Below are 2,774 nucleotides of genomic sequence, written 5' to 3' on the forward strand. Positions count from 1 at the left end.
CCTTCGTCACATGTCGAAAATCGTCTCAAGCTATACGACCCTGGCGGCAACATTTATTATTAAACAAGCTCTAAATAATCCGGCCTACCGATGTTCTTTCACGTCGGCAGGCCGGATGTATATTAACTAATGTCAGGGAAACAGATTAGTCTACTATAATCTCGTCGACAAACATGAATGCCGGGTCACCGATTTTGGCACGTCCCTCCCACGAAGGCATCTGCTTTACAGACTTGGCAACAATCTTGACATACTGTGCCTTAACGGGCGAAAAGTCAAAATTATGAATACGTACCTCAGCAGGAGTATTCTGGGGATCCGGAGAATACTTCTCAGAAGCCACTGTGGTGTATTTCTTACCATCCTCCGAGACTCCGACCTCGATACTCTCGGCATCAAGAATCCAGTTGGGATGATCAACCAAAGTACGTACTGCCACATTCTTTATTTCTACCGGACTTCCAAGGTCAACTACCGCATCAAGATCGCGGCCATTGAAACCGAGCCATCCGCCCGCAGTAAATGCAGTTGTGCCATACTTACCGTTGACAAGAGTCGAGGCGCCTTCCGCACGATATCTGGAATGAGGCTCCTGGGCCATCGTAATGGCGCGTCCAGTTGCCTTATTGAAAGTCACACTGTCGGCAAAAACTTTGCTTGGACCATCTTTACGAATTGCCACAGCCTTAATAGTGCCGCTTTCTGTCAGCTGCACCGGCTTCTCATACAGGGTCGAGGATACATTCGGTTCGCTTCCATCGAGTGTATAATATATAGGAGCGTCATCAACGGTAGAGAATACCGCATCGATAGTTCCGGTCTCAGGATTAGGGGTAAGAGTACCGTTTACATTGAATATATGAGTAGCATATCTATAACCGTTAGCCTTATAATGCTCAGCCAGCTGCGGCACACGATGAGTGAAATTCTTATAATCCTTCTTTGAAGGGTCAGTCCACTGCACTTCGGCAAGAGCAGCCATACGTGGCAGTTCCATATACTCTACCTGACTGTATTCCGGTATGTATTCTGTCCACAAGTTGGCCTGCACGCCCAATATATGCTTCTTCTCCTCCTCTGTCATATCATCGGGAGTCGGGTTGAAGCTGTATACCTTTTCAACGGGCACGTATCCACCGATTGCATCCGGCTCGCCCTCTCTGTCGAGAGTCTGGTAGTAATCGAAATACATATATCCGGTCGGTGTCATTATCGCGTCATGTCCCTGACGGGCGGCTTCCTTTGCGCCTTCCTCACCGCGCCATGACATCACAATCGCACCGGGAGCAAGTCCGCCCTCAAGAGTTTCATCCCACCCAATCATCTTACGGCCGCGGGAGGTAAGGAAGTCGCTTGCATGATGCATGAAATAGCTCTGAAGTTTCTGTTCGGCTGAGCCTTTTGCATCATCCTTCAGACGGAGTTCACGAATCTTGGTCTGGCATTTCGGGCAATTCTCCCAACGCACCTTCGGACACTCGTCACCTCCGACATGGATATATTCCGACGGGAATATATCAACAATCTCAGCAAGCACATCATCGATGAATTCATAAGCCTTGTCATTGCCGGCACAAAGCAGATCCTCGCTGACTCCCCAACGCTGCCATACTTCATACGGTCCTCCCGTACATCCCAATTCAGGATAAGCGGAAAGAGCGGCAACCATATGGCCGGGCATATCAATTTCAGGAATGACGGTGATATGACGGTCTGATGCATATTTCACAATCTCGCGCGCCTCATCCTGTGTATAGAACCCGCCATAAGGTATAGAGTCGGATGTCGAGAAATCATGTCCTATACAAGTGCCATTTCGCTTTGATGCGACTTCTGCAAGGCGCGGACGGCTCTTGATTTCTATACGCCATCCCTGATCCTCGCTGAGGTGCCAGTGGAAACGATTGATATTATGCAGAGCAAGCATATCGATAAATTTCTTTACCGAATCAACCGGGAAAAAGTGGCGCGAGACATCAAGCATGGCACCACGGTAGGCAAAACGCGGAGAGTCGGAAATATTCACGGCCGGAAATTCGACATCATGGTCGCCCTTCTCCGGGATAGACTTACGCAAAGTCTGTATGCCATAAAAGTTTCCGGCCGCAGTAGTGCCGTTGATTGTTATCAGCTTAGGTGTGACCTCCAGTGTATAAGCCTCAGAAGAGGAAGCGTCAAGATTGTCAAGCAGTACGATTGCGTTCTCTTCACAAGGAGTGTCAGTCACCTTCAGCTTGTGTCCGGTAAGCTGACTGATATATCCGGCCAGCAGTTCAGCGTTGCTCTTTAGAGCCTCATTGCCTGAGGGATAGGTTATCACTGTGCGATCTGTTAGCTCGAAAGCACCGCTCCCGCTATTTGCAGTTATCTCCTGCGGTAGCGGAATCACCTGATAGCTGGCGGTTACTTTATCATGACTGCATGACATAAAAATAGCAGTGGAAGCCAGCATACCCAGAATTACATTTCTTTTCATGGGTCGGAAAGGTTGGATTAAGTGTATAAATAATTAAAATAATAATGATTGGGAAAAGAGCCTGCATCATTTGCCGCAAAAGCCCTAATCAATTACAAAGATAATATTTTACAATCAGATTATTTGTAGATATTCAAAAAATCTCACTTGGATTCGCGCATTAGAGCTTGTTTAAAAATAAATTCACCCCAAATGTCATCCAGCTTCTCTACATCATGCACAATAAGACCCCGTTCACCAATATTTGTTAACGCTGGGGCGGTCAAGCGTCGTGCAGATGTGTTCGCGCAGTGAGGGA

The 2,774-nt window shown here is 47.6% G+C and carries 1 protein-coding gene; it reads right to left on the minus strand.

What is annotated here, in order from left to right; genetic code table 11:
* Positions 1 to 145 precede the first annotated feature (145 nt).
* Positions 146 to 2,476, minus strand: a complete 2,331-nt coding sequence (locus tag K2I50_RS09200) for a glycoside hydrolase family 20 protein (RefSeq protein ID WP_301026023.1) — start codon at positions 2,474 to 2,476, stop codon at positions 146 to 148.
* Positions 2,477 to 2,774 lie beyond the last annotated feature (298 nt).

Origin of the sequence: Muribaculum sp., from assembly GCF_029051885.1 — a bacterium.
In the GTDB taxonomy this organism is placed as follows: Bacteria; Bacteroidota; Bacteroidia; order Bacteroidales; family Muribaculaceae; genus Muribaculum.